This window comes from Methanocalculus natronophilus, from assembly GCF_038751955.1.
In the GTDB taxonomy this organism is placed as follows: Archaea; Halobacteriota; Methanomicrobia; order Methanomicrobiales; family Methanocorpusculaceae; genus Methanocalculus; species Methanocalculus natronophilus.
In genome coordinates, this window is record NZ_JBCEXH010000003.1 from 120,188 (window position 1) to 137,195 (window position 17,008).

At 51.3% G+C, this 17,008-nt stretch carries 18 protein-coding genes and 1 tRNA gene; 13 read left to right on the forward strand and 6 right to left on the reverse strand.

Translation table 11 applies throughout. The annotated features are described in order from the left end of the window. Positions 1-82: 82 nt before the first annotated feature. From cfbA to ABCO64_RS04620, 6 genes are all read left to right on the forward strand, one after another. Positions 83-487 carry a sirohydrochlorin nickelochelatase gene (cfbA, locus tag ABCO64_RS04595; RefSeq protein WP_253456903.1) on the forward strand — a complete coding sequence of 135 codons (405 nt, stop codon included), beginning with the start codon at positions 83-85 and terminating at the stop codon, positions 485-487. Further along, entirely contained in the window at positions 465-1,691 is a 1,227-nt protein-coding gene (gene cfbE / locus ABCO64_RS04600; RefSeq protein WP_292615479.1) for a coenzyme F430 synthase, read from the forward strand. Before cfbA ends, cfbE begins: the two co-directional genes overlap by 23 nt. Positions 1,692-1,698: 7 nt before the next feature. Then, on the forward strand, positions 1,699-2,760 hold the full coding sequence (cfbD, locus tag ABCO64_RS04605) for a Ni-sirohydrochlorin a,c-diamide reductive cyclase catalytic subunit (RefSeq protein ID WP_253456897.1): 1,062 nt from the start codon (positions 1,699-1,701) through the stop codon (positions 2,758-2,760). Beyond that, positions 2,760-4,136, forward strand: a complete 1,377-nt coding sequence (cfbB, locus tag ABCO64_RS04610; protein WP_253456894.1) for a Ni-sirohydrochlorin a,c-diamide synthase — start codon at positions 2,760-2,762, stop codon at positions 4,134-4,136. Before cfbD ends, cfbB begins: the two co-directional genes overlap by 1 nt. Before the next feature lie 41 nt (positions 4,137-4,177). Beyond that, positions 4,178-5,050 (forward strand): branched-chain-amino-acid transaminase, encoded by an 873-nt coding sequence (ilvE, locus tag ABCO64_RS04615; RefSeq protein ID WP_253456892.1) that lies wholly within the window; start codon positions 4,178-4,180, stop codon positions 5,048-5,050. Between the two features lie 301 nt (positions 5,051-5,351). Beyond that, positions 5,352-5,424: transfer RNA gene (locus tag ABCO64_RS04620), tRNA-Glu, on the forward strand. 380 nt (positions 5,425-5,804) lie between these two features. Here ABCO64_RS04620 and ABCO64_RS04625 read toward each other — a convergent pair. Together ABCO64_RS04625 and ABCO64_RS04630 are read right to left on the reverse strand one after the other, a co-directional pair. After that, the gene (locus ABCO64_RS04625; protein ID WP_253456888.1) at positions 5,805-6,008 is read right to left on the reverse strand and encodes a hypothetical protein; all 204 of its coding nucleotides are present in this window, start codon (positions 6,006-6,008) and stop codon (positions 5,805-5,807) included. After that, a complete protein-coding gene (locus ABCO64_RS04630; protein WP_253456885.1) occupies positions 5,992-6,372 on the reverse strand; it encodes a PIN domain-containing protein in 381 nt (126 codons plus the stop codon). The genes ABCO64_RS04625 and ABCO64_RS04630 overlap by 17 nt, the downstream gene beginning before the upstream one ends. Before the next feature lie 357 nt (positions 6,373-6,729). Between ABCO64_RS04630 and ABCO64_RS10955 the strand changes: the two genes are divergently transcribed. The 3 genes from ABCO64_RS10955 (at position 6,730) to ABCO64_RS04640 (ending at position 8,517) form a co-directional block, all read left to right on the forward strand. Further along, on the forward strand, positions 6,730-6,888 hold the full coding sequence (locus ABCO64_RS10955) for a hypothetical protein (RefSeq protein WP_425463700.1): 159 nt from the start codon (positions 6,730-6,732) through the stop codon (positions 6,886-6,888). Between the two features lie 87 nt (positions 6,889-6,975). After that, positions 6,976-7,386 (forward strand): IS200/IS605 family transposase, encoded by a 411-nt coding sequence (gene tnpA, locus ABCO64_RS04635; protein ID WP_253456882.1) that lies wholly within the window; start codon positions 6,976-6,978, stop codon positions 7,384-7,386. Between the two features lie 3 nt (positions 7,387-7,389). Beyond that, positions 7,390-8,517: an RNA-guided endonuclease InsQ/TnpB family protein gene (locus tag ABCO64_RS04640; protein ID WP_253456879.1), complete on the forward strand. Its 1,128-nt coding sequence runs from the start codon at positions 7,390-7,392 to the stop codon at positions 8,515-8,517. 92 nt (positions 8,518-8,609) lie between these two features. On the opposite strand, the gene ABCO64_RS04645 is transcribed toward ABCO64_RS04640, so the two are convergent. The 4 genes from ABCO64_RS04645 to thiC form a co-directional block, all read right to left on the reverse strand. Then, on the reverse strand, positions 8,610-9,527 hold the full coding sequence (locus ABCO64_RS04645) for a beta/alpha barrel domain-containing protein (RefSeq protein ID WP_253456876.1): 918 nt from the start codon (positions 9,525-9,527) through the stop codon (positions 8,610-8,612). A 108-nt stretch (positions 9,528-9,635) separates the two neighbouring features. After that, positions 9,636-10,064 carry an Hsp20/alpha crystallin family protein gene (locus ABCO64_RS04650; RefSeq protein ID WP_253456874.1) on the reverse strand — a complete coding sequence of 143 codons (429 nt, stop codon included), beginning with the start codon at positions 10,062-10,064 and terminating at the stop codon, positions 9,636-9,638. Between the two features lie 20 nt (positions 10,065-10,084). Further along, the gene (locus ABCO64_RS04655; protein WP_253456871.1) at positions 10,085-12,478 is read right to left on the reverse strand and encodes a CDC48 family AAA ATPase; all 2,394 of its coding nucleotides are present in this window, start codon (positions 12,476-12,478) and stop codon (positions 10,085-10,087) included. A gap of 143 nt (positions 12,479-12,621) precedes the next feature. Further along, a complete protein-coding gene (gene thiC / locus ABCO64_RS04660) occupies positions 12,622-13,899 on the reverse strand; it encodes a phosphomethylpyrimidine synthase ThiC (protein WP_253456868.1) in 1,278 nt (425 codons plus the stop codon). 176 nt (positions 13,900-14,075) lie between these two features. On the opposite strand from thiC, the gene ABCO64_RS04665 reads away from it, so the two are divergent. The 4 genes from ABCO64_RS04665 to rnz are packed head-to-tail and all read left to right on the forward strand — an operon-like array spanning position 14,076 to position 17,005. Further along, on the forward strand, positions 14,076-14,798 hold the full coding sequence (locus ABCO64_RS04665; protein WP_253456865.1) for an anaerobic ribonucleoside-triphosphate reductase activating protein: 723 nt from the start codon (positions 14,076-14,078) through the stop codon (positions 14,796-14,798). Continuing rightward, positions 14,758-15,303 (forward strand): AAA family ATPase, encoded by a 546-nt coding sequence (locus ABCO64_RS04670; RefSeq protein ID WP_253456862.1) that lies wholly within the window; start codon positions 14,758-14,760, stop codon positions 15,301-15,303. The genes ABCO64_RS04665 and ABCO64_RS04670 overlap by 41 nt, the downstream gene beginning before the upstream one ends. Further along, entirely contained in the window at positions 15,303-16,073 is a 771-nt protein-coding gene (locus ABCO64_RS04675; protein WP_253456859.1) for a sugar phosphate isomerase/epimerase family protein, read from the forward strand. The genes ABCO64_RS04670 and ABCO64_RS04675 overlap by 1 nt, the downstream gene beginning before the upstream one ends. Then, positions 16,073-17,005, forward strand: a complete 933-nt coding sequence (gene rnz / locus ABCO64_RS04680; protein WP_253457367.1) for a ribonuclease Z — start codon at positions 16,073-16,075, stop codon at positions 17,003-17,005. Before ABCO64_RS04675 ends, rnz begins: the two co-directional genes overlap by 1 nt. Positions 17,006-17,008 lie beyond the last annotated feature (3 nt).

A 17,008-nucleotide genomic window follows, 5' to 3' on the forward strand; every position in this document is an offset into this window, starting at 1 on the left:
TGATAGGGGATATCCCTTTGCATCTGTTTTTTTGATCCGGATCGATAACACTTTTTAGCATCAGTTGTACAACTCTTCTATAATGGCTAAGAAAGGCTTACTACTGGTTGGACACGGGAGCAAACTTCCCCATAACAAAGAACTTGTCGAGAGCACTGCCGCGTTCATTGCAGCAAAGAACAATGGATATGTTGTCAAATCCGGGTTCATGAGCATGAACGAACCAAATGTTCCTGATGCAATAGAGGCGTTTGCAGACGAGGATATCAACCTCCTTGTTGTTGTTCCGTTATTCCTTGCAAAGGGCGTCCACATATTAAAGGATATCCCAGGCATCCTGGGACTGGAAGAAGGGAAGAAGAAGGGATCCATCACCCTGAAAGGAACGGAGATTCCCCTTGTCTACGCCGATCCTATCGGATCTGATCCCCTGCTTGCCGAACTGATGCTGAAGAATGCGGAGAATGCCATCCGCGATCATCTCTGATCTCCCCATGCGGCTGCTCATCCTTGATACCATCCATGGCGGAGGCGTCATCGCCTCCGCTCTCCGTGAGCAGGGACTGAGCGTTGACTGCGTGGATGTATACCGGGGCAGCGACGGAATCTCAATAGAGACTGCCCAAAATACCCGGTATTCCTGTTGTATCGCACCGGTTCACCTTGACCCGGCACACCCTCTTCTTCATGCCGGGATACCGGTTATCTCGCATCACCTGGCAGCAGGCATGCTCATCGGGGACAACCCGCCAGAGCCGTTCATCGAGATCACCGGAGAGCGCGGAAAGACGACAACAGCATTTGCACTGGCTCACCTGATGCCGGAACGTGGAGTTCTCCATTCATCCAGTGGCACAATCCGCTACCCGGAGATGGAGATGATCAGCAGATCAAGCATCACGCCTGCAAGCCTTCTTGCTCCTGCAGCAGAGGCACGCGCCATGAACGGGTGGTTCATTGGCGAATGCTCGCTTGGTGTTTCGGGAAGAGGGGATCTTGGTATCCTCACCTCAGATACCGATTACCGGATAGCAAATGGCAAATCGTCTGCGCTCGCTGCCAAACTGGAGCACCTGAAGACCTGTAAACAACTCCTCCTCCCGGACGGCATCAGAGGAATTGATCATCCCGATCAGCACAGGGTGGGCGCAATCGCTTCCTGCGATGATACCACAGTCACATATGAGTATAAACAGATCTCCGGATCCTTTACCAATCCTCTCCTCTCCCTGAAAGGATATCAGGAACCGCTCACCTGTGCTGCTGCTGCTGCCTGCCTCCTCGGAACCGATCCCGCACCCCTTGCCCGGTTCAATGCACTTCCCGGGCGAATGCGGATATGGGAGGAGAATGGCTGTATCTTTGTTGATGCGTCAAACAGCGGGACAAACAGGGAGACGACACGAGAAGCAGCAGCATATGCCCGGAGAAACCATCCCGGCTCCCCTCTTCATCTCGTGATCGGCCAGGACGAACACGCAGTCTGCGAAAATTTTGCAGACGCGGATATCCGGATGGCAATAGAAGAGATAGAGCCAGACAAACTTACCATAGTCCAGAGAAACCAGGATTATGATTTCGGATCCCGGTACCCGGAATCTGATGCCAAACGATCCCTGGATGAGGCAATCCGGGATGCTGCCAGGAAACCCGGATCAATTATTCTTCTGGCAGTAAAAACATGGAGATAAGATTTAGATGCACTACATTCAGCCACGCCCAAGTTCCATTGTTGCCGCACTCTATACCGCCCGTGATCTCGGCGTTGATGTGGCCATACTGCACGGTCCATCCGGATGCTCATTTAAACATGCACGCCTCCTCGAAGAGGACGGGCTCCGGGTGATTACCACCTCACTCCAGGAGAACGAATTCATCTTCGGTGGCCAGCCGGTGCTTGAGGACGTCCTCAGGTATGCAGAAGAGACCTTCTCCCCGGAACGGATGGCAGTTATCGGGACCTGTGTCTCGATGATCATTGGTGAGGATATGCAGGCGGCGATCGACTCATCCGGTATTACGACACCAACTATTCCAATGGATATCCACGCCGGGTTTTCCGAGAATATCGATGGGGTCATTGCAGCTCTTGAACCTGCTGCTGCAATCGGCTGGATATCTGCAGACGAGCTCGACCGGCAGCGGACGCTGCTTGCCCGCGCAAACGAGGTGGAGCGGCTCAGGGGGGCTGCCTCAAAGCGGTATATCGAGCCGGAACGCGGTGACTTGAAACATATTGCCGCACGCGCCCTCCTCGACCTTGCCAGAAGCGGCAGGCGCGGCATGGCAGTCATGAATGCGAAAAAAGAGACTGCATACATGTTCATCGATGAGCTCCTTGCCCTCCATGAGAAAGCGCCTGATGCTGATATCTCCTATCTTGCTAACCTTGACGACCGGGGACTCCCAAAAGTCAGATCAGATGCAGAACGGATACGGGATGAGGTCTCCCGGCGTGGCCTTGATCCAACAATCCTTGGATCACTCGATGAATATGGTGCAATTGGTGAGGATATCGGGGCAGCTATCCGGGAAAGGGATCCGGAGTTTCTCTTCATCGTTGGTGTCCCCCATGCTGTCCCTGCTGAATACACTGAGGGGATCGAGGTCTTCTCGATAACAAACGGCCCCCGGCAGGTGGCGCCGCTGCGGGAACTCGGCCACCGGCATGTGATGGTCGAAATTGATCTCCACCCAAAAACCCTGGGTGTCCGGTCGGTTGTTGAAGCAGAATTCGGGGCCGTGCTCAGGAGCATGTGATGCGGACCCTCCTCATATCCGGTGATCGATCAGGCTGCGGAAAGACGAGCATTACGCTTGCAATATCTGCTATCCTTGCAAAGCGGATGAAGGTCCAGACCTACAAGGTCGGGATGGATTATATCGATCCCAGTTACCTGACCGGTGTCACCGGGAGGCCCTGCCGGAACCTGGATAGTTATGTGCTGGATGATGGCGAGCTCCGCGGAGTGTATGCGCATGCAGCAGAGGGAGCAGACATCGGGATTATCGAAGGTGTGCGGGGCCTCTATGAGGGTGCCGAGGTCCTTGGAGATGTCGGGAGTACAGCATCAATTGCCAAAACGCTTGGCGTTCATGTGATCCTGGTCATCAATGCAAAAAGTATCACACGCAGTGCTGCAGCCATTGTGAAAGGATTTATGGCATTTGATCCAGGTGTCAGGATCAAAGGGGTTATCCTGAATAATATATCCCCGGGACGGCATCTTGAGAAGGCGAAGGGTGCAATCGAACACTACTGCGGGATTCCGGTTATCGGGGCTGTCCCGCATACGCCGCAGATGGAGCTTGCAATGCGGCATCTCGGGCTTGTTCCCTATCGTGAAGGAAACGCTGATTCTGACTTTACTGAACGGATTGACGAGATAACCCGTGTCATTGAAGAGTATATCGATATGGACGCGCTCTACGCGCTTGCAGACGAGCCAGCTTCCAGTGGGACACCCCTCCCTGTTCTGACGCAGAGAACGGTTGCTGATCTGAGGATCGGTATTGCATATGACGAGGCGATCAACTTTTACTATGCCGATCTCTATGATCTGCTCACTGCGCATGGAGCCAAACCTGTTTTCTTCTCCCTGATACATGACTCTCTTCCTGATGCAGACGGCTATATCCTCGGAGGCGGTTATCCCGAACTGTATGGCCGTGAACTGGAGGAGAACGCCTCCATGCGGGAAGCAATAGTTCGTGCGGCAGAAGCAGGCGTTCCTATCTATGCCGAGTGCGGCGGGCTGATGTACCTCTGCCGATCCATACAGACAAAGGCGGGATGGCAGGGCAGGGAGAGTGCTTTCAGATACCAGATGTGTGGTCTTTTCCCGGGTGATGCATCAATTCCATCCCGGCGGGTGCTTGGGTATGTTGAGGGGAGATCACATGGCGGGCTGATGGGGGAGTCGGATTTCCGTGGCCATGAATTCCATTACAGCGAGATTGTGATGAATCCTGGTGAGAGGTATATGTTCAGGCTTTCAAGGGGCGAGGGTATTTTTGATGGAAACGATGGTATTGTCTACAAAAACGCCATCGGGAGCTATGCTCACCTGCATCCGGTTGCGAGCAGCGATATGTTTGCATCATTTCTCTCTGCCTGCCGGGATGGGAGCGTTTGAAAACGCAACACATACATTGATCTTCTTTCCAATACCTGATCATGGAAATCTACATCGACGGACAATTTGTTCCTGAGACTGAAGCGAAGGTCTCGGTCTTTGACCATGGATTCCTCTATGGGGATGGAGTTTTTGAAGGGATCAGGAGCTATAACGGGAAAATATTCCGGCTGAAAGAGCATGTCGACCGGCTCTATGACTCGGCAAAGACAATTGATATGGCGGTTCCGGTTTCAAAGGAGGAGTTTGCTGATATCATCATTGAGACGGTCAGGAGAAACGGGTTGAAAGACGGCTATATCCGGCCGATTGTCACCCGTGGTGTCGGCACGATGGGGCTTGATCCAACCCACTGTCCGAAGCCGACGGTCATCTGTATAGCAATTGAGTGGGGCGCGATGTATGGCGATCTCTATGAGAAAGGGCTCACCGCGGTGACGGTTGCTGTCCGGAGGAACGCCCCTGACGCGCTTCCGCCGAATGTGAAGAGCATGAATTACCTGAATAATATCCTGGCAAAGATCGAGGCAAATTACAAAGGCGGGGATGAGGCGATCTTCTTTGATTCCATGGGACGAATCTCAGAAGGGTCTGGAGATAATATCTTTGTTGTCAAGAACGGGATCATCTATACGCCCTATACCTACACGAACCTGAAAGGAATCACCAGGGATATTTTAATGGAGATTGCAGAATCGCTTGGGATCCAGGTGAGAGAGGTTGAGCTTGGGTTCTTTGATCTCTATACCGCAGATGAGGTGATTGTCACCGGAACTGCTGCAGAGATTGCGCCAATCGTCACAATCGATGGGAGGAGTATTGGAAGCGGCCGGCCTGGCCCGATAACAAAACAGATCATGGCGGCCTTCAAGACGATCACCGAGCAGGAAGGAACACCCGTCTATACCGAATGAATACTGCATGATACAACTGCATAACTCCGCTGGATAACATCGCTGCATAACGCCGCTGCATGATACCGCTGGATTATACAACTGCATAACACTGCTGCATGATCCCATGCCACAGTGCCACAACCGGGTGTCTCGTCACGACACTCTGTAGTGGCTTTGATGCAGCTTCATCGTGGCTTGTGCCGTGACGTCGTCATCTCTGCCCTGTCTCCGTCTGGCAGCCGAATACCGGATCGGCAAAGACGATATCAATATCTTTTTATTTCCTGACGACTACCTTGTATAGCACTTTTGTTGCATCGCTGATATAGTGTAGTGGCCAATCATGTCGGCCTTTCACGCCGACGACTGGGGTTCAAATCCCCATATCAGCACTCAGATTGCTTTTCTTCGCATTTTATCGCTTATTTGTGTTTTTCTGGTCGTTGGAGCAGAACTATAAACCCGGACTCTTCTATGCCTCATGCGTTCCGGAAATGGGCCAGTACGCACTTGGGAGTCTCATATATCAGGCACGGAGAAGGAGCACGTTTTGAGATGATTGTTCCAGAGGGCGCCTGGAGGAAGGGGAGCGGTACCTGACTGGTTATGTGAGGGGGGATCACCCATATTTTGCTTTTTGAAAAGACGAGTGAAGGTGAGCCACAGCCCAGGTTGCGGCCCGAGTTGATGCAAGAGAGACAATCGAAACTCTACGTGCCATTATGGGCATGGTTCTGGAGATAGGCGGTTTTAACAAAATTGCGGTTATTGATTATAATTTCTTCCTCTGTTTCTCTCTTTCAAGTAATCGTTTATTCAAAGCTTCAGTATCGTCAGGAAGCCACTCATGCCGCTCTTTTGTGTAATCCCCACTTCCAGACTCATAGCTCTGAATAAAACGAGCCATATCAACAGGTCCAAGAGCTTTGCTCAATGCGCAAATACCCTCTTTCCGAATCTCACTGATTGTTTTCATTTTCTAACACCTCCATGAGCCATATTAGTGGATTTTCGACCCGAATTGATAAATCAGGGATATTGCGGGAGATGGTTATTAGCTTTTTATCAGTGGTAAGAAGTAAAGCTTCCCCCGATTGCGCACATGCCAGATGCAGAGCATCATAGTGTTTCAGTCCCATTTTCATATATCGGGTTGCCTGTTCAAATACACTCTCATTGTACTCTATATATTCGTTGATGAGATATAATTTCTGCTCTACTTTCAATCGCTTTTCAATATCAGGTATGAAGGAGATTTCATCATCAATGACAACACTGCCGATCAATTCCCAGTCATGGAGACATCGATCAAGAATCGCAAGCACCGCATTTGCTTCCAATGCAATCTTCTCTTGCTGAAGATTGTCACATGGTCTGCATAGACAACAGACATCCAAATAGATTCTCATTTGATTCCAAATGAAACTTTATCACCAGAATTAATAAATCCTATAGTTCTTGTGCTCAGTATCGACATTCTGAAGGAAACACTATTAATCCTCGCTCAAAAGAGTCATAAATATAGCACGTAATGCCCCCACCTGCCCCTTCTGCGCCCCAGCCTCCTCCGGTATCGTCCTCGCAAACTTCCCACACCTTTCTTCCGATATGACCTCTACTCGGTGAGCCCCGGTTACCTGCTGCTCATCCCTTTCCGGCACGTGGGCTCGTTCTTCGAGGCAACGGGCATCTACTGGGTGCCTGTTTATACCATACTCGAACATGCTGTACCAACGTTTGTTGCAAATCCATACTTCATTAAATACGTCCCCTCTTCAAAGACAGATACCAAAGATGCAGTATGGATTGCTGAAATCTGTTTGGAGGGTCACTTCAAAGCTTCGTATCGAAAATAGGCTAATCCCCGCCATTTCAAAGGTGGGATACAGCCGCCTCCACATCACCACAATGTAAATTGCATATGGTGTAGCATAGTATTTTTAATGGTAAACCCCGAGCATTGGATAAGCGCGAGAGGCTGCGTATACAATGTTAATTACCATTTCGTATGGTCAGTAAAATACCGGCGTAAAGTCCTGGTTGGGGACGTTGCAGAGCGGCTGAGAGAGTTGCATGAGTCCATAGCTCACGAGCGGGGTTTTCTCCTGCATGAGCAGGAGATCATGCCCGATCACGTTCACCTGCTCATCACCGCTCATCCCAAGCACGCTCCCGCTACGATGGTGAAGATTCTTAAAGGGATCACAGCTAAGAAACTCTTTGAGTCGTTCCCCGATCTTCGTCAACCCCTCTGGAAAGGACATCTCTGGAACCCCTCCTATTATGTAGGTACCTGTGGGGATGTAACGAAGGATGTTATCCGGAATTACATCAACACTCAGAAAGAAAAGTGACTCATGGCAATCAAAGCGTACCAGTATCGATTATACCCTACCAGGAAGCAGATCACCATTCTTGAGCGGACGCTTGAGAACTGTCGGTGGGTCTACAATGAAACGCTTGCCATGAGGAAGAATGCCTGGGAGCAGGAGCAGAGGTCCGTATCGTACCTGGAAACCAAACGCCAGCTTCCTCTCTGGAAACAGCAGAGACCCGACCTGAAGTCAGTTCATTCACAAGTACTTCAGGACGTGTCGCACCGGGTAGAACTGGCGTATCAGGCATTCTACAAAAGAGTCCAAAACGGCGAGAAAGAAGTGGGATATCCCCGGTTCAAAGGGAAATACCGGTATGATAGTATCTCGTATACCCAATCCGGGTTCCACCTGAAGAGTGAGGGGACAATCCTGCATCTTTCCAAGATTGGGGATATCCCGATGGTGTATCACCGCCCGATTGAGGGGGTTATCAAACGGGTCACTATTCGTCGGACCTCAACCGGGAAGTGGTATACCAGCTTTACTGTGAAAATGGACGAGCCAAAACCCGCAGACCCAATTCCTCTCACTGAGTGTTCAGTTGTGGGGATTGATGTCGGGCTCACAACATTCTGTACTCTCTCTGACGGCACCACTATTGAGAACCCCCGGTGGTTTCGTACAGAAGAGAAACGTCTTGCCAAAGCACAACGGAAGTTCTCAAGGTGTGAGAAAGGCACCCCCAAACGAAGGAAACAACGGTTGGTTGTTGCTCGGATCCATGAAACGATTGCGAACCGGAGGAGGGACTTTGCATATAAAACCGCACATACCCTGACTCAGACGTACGATCTGCTTGTGTTTGAAGATCTGACCATCAAAACCATGATGAAAAACCACAGTCTTGCAAAGAGTATTGGCGATGCTGCCTGGAACCTTTTAATTTCAACAACCATCAACAAAGCGGAAGAAGCTGGTTGTCAGGTTGTTCTTGTGAATCCAGCGCAGACGACGCAAATGTGTTCGATCTGTGGAACAATCGTGAAAAAGACACTCTCTGATCGCGTCCATACCTGCTCTCATTGTGGGTTAATCATGGATCGCGATCTGAATGCGTCTCGTAATATTATGAGATTGGGGCTACAATCTCTTGCAAATACTGCATAGATGCCCCTGACGTTAGTAGGGGGAGTAGTCACTGAATTAGGTTTTATCTGATGTTGATATTACTAAAAAATGGTGAGATCCTCTCCTCTTCCTCATGCTCCGGTATAGATCTTCCATGCCTCGTCGACGGTTGCTCCTTCGACAGTTATTGCATAGATTGCATTTGAGAACCTGACAGCTGCTGCAAGCTCTTTCTGGTGGATATTCCTGCCGGTGGCATTGCCTGCCGCCCCGCCGGTATGGATCTGGTCATAGAGTTCATCTAAGAACTTCCTCTCATCAATTGACGATCCGCCTGCACAGACTACCCGCGTCCTGCCGGCAGCAAGCACCGCCTCGTTCAGGAGGTCTGACGATTTCGCACCCTCTTTCTTCGGGGCATTCACTTTTACGTAATCTGCACCAAGAGAGGCTGCAACTCCGGCTGCACCTGCGATGAGATGCGGATCCTTCTCATCTTTGACTGCAATCCCACGCGGGTAGATCCAGAGCACGACCAGGAGCCCGTTTGCATGTGCATCCAGGATCACCTGCTGCGCCTCCCGCATCATCTCTGCCTCGTACTGGGATCCGATATAGATGGTATAGCCGACAGCGACAATGGCAAGGCCTGTTCTGTCGCGGAGATCAACTGCATCCTGCACAGATACGAGGAGTGGGCTGTAGGGGTCTTTCTGCTCTGTCTTCACAAGATGCGTCTTTGAATTGAGCTTGACCAGATACGGCACATCAGGATAATCCATCCCATACCGTGCAATCAGGCCATACTGCGTGGCAAAGACTCCCACCCTGCTCTGGGATGCGATTGTAAAGAGGTGATCCGGCGTTGCATCATCCTCATGAATACCCTCCCCAAAAAAGTCGTCATTCAGGTGCTCAACCTTCTGATCTCCTGCAAAAAGCATCAGGCGGCCGGTACCCCTGGTCACCCGCTGATAATTTGAGATGAATGTATCGACTGCCGGAAACGGCACATCGAGTGGAACCGAGAAGACATCTTCTGTTGTCATACCAGAGAATATCATCCCGAAGCTGATTAATGGTTGCGGATGGTACCGGTGCCAGGTGCTTCCGGCTATTTGGAACTTTTGAAAAAAGAGGGGTTTTTGGTATCCTTTCTACTCGATATGGATAACCTGATGTCCTTTCCCTGAATCTTTCGTACAGGTGATCTCAAGGATGCCATTGATGCAGGTCATCCTGGTATTGTCAGGATCAACCTGGGGAATATCTACGACTGCAATCGGGCTTTTCTGTTCATGCGAGATGATATGCAGGCGCCCGCCCTCAAAGAAGATCCGGATCTGATCGGGATCATATCCCGAGACATCGGTTGTAATCATCAGATCATCGTTGATCTCATAGATCTCAACCTGTTGCTCCCTCTCTTCAGGGAAAAAGTCAGGTGAATCTACTGGAAATCCACCTATCACTACACGGAATCCAAGGATATGGGGAAACGGCAGCCCCGGATCCATTGACTCCTCCATAATCTTCCGTACCGCGTCAATAAGTTCCCTGTATGCATCTGATGGTTTTTCGCTCATTGCTTATTTCACACTCAGTCTCAATCCTCTGCCAGAGCAGATTCCACTTCTTCTGTAGTCTTTCGGATCACATCAAACTGTTTGCTACCCGAGAGGACCAGATCACGAAGCTTCTCTGCCTCTGCAGCACTCTGCTCACTCTTCTCAATCATGAGCGCACGTTTTGCGACATTCAGCCCCTTTTCAAGCACCTTCCGCTGCTCTTCGTTATAGAGGTACTCCCAGGACTGCCGCTCGGCTTCCAGGATGGTGTCACTGTCAAGCGACGGCTTCACCTTCTGCTGTGCACGGATCACATGCTCTTTGGTGACACGGACATTCTCCATTGCATCTTTCATCTCCTGCTCGCTCCTGCCACTCATGTTGGTGATGAAGTCACGGATTGCATAGAGTTTGGCTTCACGGACAAGCGCCTCGATATCTGCTCCCACATACCCCTTCGTCTCTGTAACGAGGGCATCGAGATCGATATCCCGTGCAAGCACACCTTCGTCATCCCTGAGGTAGACATTGAAGATCTGCTTCCGTCCCTCATCATCAGGTGGCGGGACAAAGATATGCCGCTCAAGCCGCCCGGGACGCATGAGTGCAGGATCCATCATATCGGGCCTGTTTGTCGCGCCGATAACAACAACATCCTTCAGTTCCTCAAGCCCGTCGAGTTCGGTCAGGATCTGGCTGACCACACTCTCGGTTACATGGGATGAGCCCATGTAGGTGCCCCGCCGTGGAACAAGTGCATCCACCTCGTCAAAGAAGATGATCGACGGGGATGCCTGCCGCGCTTTCCTGAAGATCTCCCGCACTCCTTTCTCGGATTCTCCAACCCATTTCGAGAGGAGTTCGGGTCCCTTGATGGATATAAAGTTACATTCACTCTCATTTGCAACCGCTTTTGCAAGGAGCGTCTTTCCGGTACCCGGAGGGCCGAAGAGGAGGATGCCTTTTGGCGGCTTTGTGGTGAGCTTCTGGAAGAGATCGGGGTACCTGAGCGGCCACTCGACTGCTTCCTTCAGCTCGCTCTTCACATGCTCAAGTCCCCCGACATCGCTCCAGCGGATATCCGGAACCTCAACGAGAACCTCTCTCATTGCGCTTGGCTCTACATGCTTTATTGCCTCATCAAAGTCCTCGCGCACCACCTTCAGTTCGTCCAGGAGTTCAGCTGGGATCTCTTCATCAACATTAATCCTTGGAATGATCTTTCTGAGCGCATGCATCGCGGCTTCCTTCACCAGAAGGGCGAGATCAGCCCCGACAAATCCGTGGGTGATGTCAGCAAACCGGGTAAGGTCAACATCATCTGCAAGCGGGACGCCTCTGCTGTGGATCTGCAGGACTTCAAGCCGCCCTTTCTTGTCGGGGATACCGATCTCGATCTCGCGATCGAACCTGCCCCCGCGCCTGAGAGCGGGATCGATGGCATCCGGTATGTTTGTGGCGCCGATGACAATCACCTGTCCCCGGCTCTTCAGCCCGTCCATCAGGGCAAGAAGCTGGGCAACAACCCGCCGCTCAACTTCCCCTTTGGTGTCTTCGCGTTTTGGGGCTATCGAGTCTATCTCGTCGATGAAGATGATCGTCGGCGCATTCTCCTGTGCCTCTTCGAAGACTTCACGGAGTTTGCCTTCAGACTCTCCATAGTATTTGCTCATGATCTCAGGGCCCGAGAGGGTGATGAAGTGTGCATCCACTTCGCTGGCAACCGCACGGGCGATCAGGGTCTTGCCTGTCCCTGGCGGCCCATAGAGCAGAACGCCTTTTGGGGGCTCGATACCGAGCTTTTCGAAGAGTTCCGGGTGGCGTAGCGGGAGCTCGATCATCTCGCGGACAAACTGGAGTTCGCGGCCAAGCCCGCCGATATCCTCGTAATGGATATCAGAGACACCCTCCCGTCCCTTATCGCCTTCATAGGGTGTCTCTTTCAGCTCAATCTCAGTCTCTTCAGAAACGATTGCAACGCCCTTCGGGCTTACTTTCGCGATAACAAAGGTAAGCGGGTTCCCAAGGACATTCACCCGTACGGTCTGTCCCTGGGAGACTGATCTCCCAAGGAGCATCCGCCTGAGGTACTGCTCACCGCCGACAAGACGGATCGGCTGGGTGGGCTGGATGGTCACTTTTGTTGCATATCCTGCCTCCAGCTTCCTGATCCTGACCCGATCGTCAATACCGGCACTGGCATTGCTCCTGACATTTCCGTCAATCCTGATAACAGACCGTCCGGTATCTTCGGGGAAACCCGGCCAGACGATGGCAGCGGCTTTCTTCCTCCCCGAGATCTCAATAACATCCCCTGAGACCAGGTTTAACTGCTTCATAACATCAATTGAGAGGCGGGCAATGCCCCGTCCGGCATCGCCATGAGCTGCCTCCTTGACAACAAGATCCATGTATTCTTTATCTGTGGGCATAGTAATCACCTTGATTTACCATACGTTAGTCTTGTTCAATATATATAATTTTCTATTGATCGGGATTTAGGATTCCACATCAGTGGTTACGGCAAATCTGTAATATCTCCGTGGGTTAAAAAAGCTGACGGAATGAAAAAAAATTAGAAATTAAAGTGTTTACTGACGATCTTTAATGCACAATAATCTCCGCACATCGTGCATGCGTCAGTATCTGCAGGGGATCGGCTGTCCCTGATATGCCGGGCATGTGCAGGATTCATCGCGACAGCAAACTGACGCTCCCAGTCAAGATCCCGGCGGGCATGCCCCATCTCAAGGTCAAGTGCCCTGGTCTTCTTCAGCTTGACCATATCTCCGGCATGTGCCGCAATCCGTGAGGATATCACTCCTTCATAGACTTCCTTTGGTGTCGGGAGTGCAAGGTGCTCTGCCGGGGTGACATAGCAGATGAAGTCTGCTCCTGCTGAGGATGAAACAGCAGCGCCGATCGCTGCCACACGGTCATCATAGCCGGGTGCGATATCGGTGACGAGTGGCCCGAGCATATAGAATGGCTTGTTATTGGTGACCCGCTTCTGGAGCTGGACATTTGTTGCAATCTCATCAAGCGGGATATGGCCCGGCCCCTCCACAATCGCCTGTACACCAAACTCATTTGCCTTGTCTGCCAGTTCCGCATTTATCAGGAGTTCCTGGATCTGGGCACGGTCTGTTGCATCATGCACTGCTCCTGCACGCATGCCGTTTCCAAAGGAGAGTGTCACTTCATGCTCTTTCATGATCTCAAGGAGGTAGTCATACCGGCGGTAGAGAGGGTTTTCGGTCTCGTTATGGAGCATCCAGGCGGTCATGAATGCACCGCCACGGGAGACAAGGCCCCCATGCCTGCCCTGGTTCTGGAGCCGCTTCATCGTCTCCCAGTTGATCCCGGTATGGATCGCCATGAAGTTCGTGCCAAGCTTCGCCTGATCCTCTGTCGCCTTGAAGAGGTCGTCTTCATCCATGTGTACAACAGCGCCTTTCTTCCGTGCAGCCTCAATGAATGCCTGGTAGAGGGGAACAGATCCGACAGAGAGGGTGGTATTCTCTATGACTCTCTGCCGTATCTGCAGGAAATCTCCACCTGTTGAGAGCTCCATTAAGGTATCTGCACCGGCAAGTTCCGCCTGCCGTGCCTTCTCAACTTCCTCTTCAATATCCACAATATCTGAGGATGTTCCGATGGAGGCATTCACTTTTGTCCTGAGGCCCTCACCGATTCCGCAGATCTTCACATCCCTGTATGGGCTCATCGGAATGACAATATGCCCTCCGGCAATACTGCGCCTGATAAAATCTTCTGTGACTCCTTCAGATTGTGCAACACGTTTCATCTCTTCGGTAATGATGCCGCGCCTGGCATCTTCCAGTATTGTCATGCAGAGTACAATGATCAAATAGAAGATAAAGCCTTTTATTTCTCAAAAAAAGCTCAATTTTACTTTCTTTCTTGGCAATAAATATTGTTTACATTATCTTCTCAAAAGTTGTTCTGGTGCAGCCTGACATACCTTAAATAAAATTCAGAGCCAATATTTTTAATGCTGGTGAATAATTGCTCGTTAATTTTGGTGGTTTTATTCCAATCAGTACTGTCGACTGGCCCGGACGTGCCGTATGTACGGTATTCCTGCGCGGCTGCCCGGTCAGGTGCGACTACTGCCATAATGCAGACCTCCAGAATGGCAGCGATCTCCGTTTGGTGGATGAGATCCTTGCGATGATACAATCATCCTGTATAGCAGCATCCGGCGTCATATTCTCAGGCGGTGAACCGACACACCAGGGAGAAGCGCTCCGTGAACTGGCAAAGCGGTCAAGTGAGATGGGTATTCGTGTCGGCATCCATACCAATGGTGTCTACCCCGAAACGCTCAGGGATCTCATCAGTGATGGATCGCTTCACCGGGTTGCCCTTGATATCAAGGCGCGGTGGAACCGATACGACAATCTCCTCAGGGAGAACTATTGCAGGGCTGTGAAAGAAACCCTCATTACCTGCCAAACAGCATATCTTAAAGGTGAACTCCCTGAATTTCAGGTTGTTATCACGCTCTTTCGCGGCTATGAGGATGAGGTCAAATATATCTCACGAGATACAATGCATCTCCCTCTTGTGCTTCAGCAGGGGGTATTCGGTGAGATTACACCACTCTCATCAGCCGAACTAAGGGTGATTGCTGATGGGTTAGGACGATCGGTCATAATCAGGACACGGGAAGATGGAGAATTTTACTATGAAGGTACTCGGACTGGTCGGTCTCCCGGCGAGCGGTAAAGGTGAATGCTCACGTATAGCAGAGGAGCTGGGCATCCCGGTCGTTGTCATGGGCGATGTTATCCGGCAGTATGCAGAAGAGGAAGGAGTGGATGCAACTGATCTCCACCTCGGCACCATCGCACGCCGTCTCAGGGAAGAGCAGGGGATGGCGGCTATTGCAGAGCTGACCATACCCGTGATCGAGGCTCTTGATGCTCATGTTGTCCTGGTCGATGGTATCAGGGGAGATGCCGAGGTTGCATTCTATCGCCGTCATTTTCCCGATTTTCTCTTAATTGCCATTGAATGCCCGTTCTCCGAGCGGTTACGGCGCCTGAAAGAGCGAAGGCGATCAGATGATATGCAGAGTGAAGACGATCTCAGGCTGCGCGATGAGCGTGAGTGCGGCTTTGGCCTTGCTACAGCAATGCACCATGCAGATGTCCGTATAGAGAATACAACGTCCCTTGAAGCTTTTCAGACACGGGTACGCGATATATTGAAAGATTTGGGCGGTTTATAATGATTCAGGCTCTCTATTTCTCCTCATCATCGAAGGTATGGGATGATCCGGACTGGGTCTTTGGAATTGAGGAGATCGGCTATGACGGCTGGGAGATCTCAGCAGACGGCAACTACCGGCTTGATGAGAAGAGTAAAAAAGAGCGTTTGTCTGATGTCATAGCAAGTACCAGCCTGCAGGTGACTGTACATGCACCCTATGGCGATCTCAATCCTGCGTCCATAAATTATCCGATATGGCGTGAATCTGTCAGGCAGGTCTGCCTCTGTATCGAGCATGCAGCTGATCTGACAGACCGGGTGACGATCCATCCGGGGTATCTCTCACCCCTCTCAAAATATGACCCCGGGCGGGCATGGTCACTCCAGAAAGAGGCACTCACAGAAATCGGGAAAACCGCAGAGGATCATGGCATTCTTGCCTGCCTTGAAAATATGATCTCCATTAAGGAATTTCTCTGCCGGGATCCCGGGGAGCTCTTTGGTATGATTGAGGGAATTGAAGGTATCGGTACAACTATCGACATCGGCCATGCCAACACAACAGGCACAGTTGATGAGTTTCTCAGGCACCTCGGATCAGCTGATCACCTGCATCTCCATGACAACCATGGATCCTCAGATGAGCATCTTGCCCTCAGGAGAGGAACCGTTGACTGGAACCGTGTCTCGAAAGCCGTACTTGAATCATATTCGGGGATCGTTGTCGTTGAGGGCCGTAATCTCGTGGAAGCAGAGGAGAGCCTGCATGTTGTCAGGGGGTGGCACTGATCGCCGGAGAGACACTCCATGTCCATTTCCTCGGGACTGCCGGAGCTCTCCCCACCCCACAGAGGAATCCATCCTGCATCATGATCAGACGGGGCTCAGATACGATCCTCTTTGACTGTGGTGAGGGTGCACAGCAGCAGATGATGCGTGCGAGAACCGGTTTTACAGTCGATGCCATCTTTATCTCCCACTGGCATGCTGATCATTATCTCGGACTGTTTGGTCTTTTTGAAACGATGAGTTTTCATGGCAGAACCGATCCGATCCGGCTCTATGGCCCAAGGCGTCTCCATGAGGTCGTTGCTGTCATCAGGCAGCTGAACCAGACGATCAGCTTCCCAATTATTGCAGTTGAGCTTGAGGATGGGATGGAGGCTCTCTTTTCCGGCTACCGTGTCACCGCCTTTGCCACCCGGCATGGCTGTGAAAGTTATGGCTTTATTCTCAAGGAAGACGACAGGCCGGGGAGATTTAACAGGGAAGAGGCAATAGCGCTTGGTGTACGGCCAGGCCCGCTTTTTGGGCGTCTCCAGAGAGGTGAAACCGTCACTGTCTCTGTTGATGGGGAGGATCAGATCATTACTCCCGGCGAGGTGATGGGTGCACCACGGCCGGGAAGAACAGTTGTGTATACGGGAGATACCCGGCCTCTCAGGGTCTGGCCAAAGGCGGCTGAGAGTGCAGATCTCCTCATCCACGATGCCACATTTGATGATTTGGAAAAAGAGCGTGCAGATGAGGTTTTTCATGCAACCGCCGGGAGTGCGGGTCAGGCCGCCCGGGATCTCGGGGTGATGCGGCTTGCTCTTGTTCATATCAGTTCACGGTATACCCAGACAGCAAATCATATACAGGATGCAAAAAAACACTATCAGGGAGAGGTGCTGTCTCCTACTGACTGCACAATGATCGAGATACCATTTCAGGATTGAGTA